Origin of the sequence: Dietzia sp. B44 (assembly GCF_014145245.1) — a bacterium.
GTDB lineage: Bacteria > Actinomycetota > Actinomycetes > Mycobacteriales > Mycobacteriaceae > Dietzia > Dietzia natronolimnaea.
This window is the reverse complement of the sequence record NZ_JAALEF010000522.1, coordinates 14,405-14,700: the sequence shown is the minus strand read 5'-3', so window position 1 is coordinate 14,700 and position 296 is coordinate 14,405.

Below are 296 nucleotides of genomic sequence, written 5' to 3'. Positions count from 1 at the left end.
CCCGCGCAGGCGGGGCTGTTCCCATGATGTCGGCCATCGACTTGGAGGCCCTGGTGTCGTCCCCGCGCAGGCGGGGCTGTTCCCATGCAGGACTGTCAGTAGCCCGAAGCCGTCAGGTCGTCCCCGCGCAGGCGGGGCTGTTCCCGAGTACGGGCCGAAAACGGGGATGCTATGGGGGTCGTCCCCGCGCAGGCGGGGCTGTTCCCGACATGGTCGAGTTGGATGGCCTTGGGACGGGGTCGTCCCCGCGCAGGCGGGGCTGTTCCCACGTCCGGTGCCGCCCCGACCCATACCCA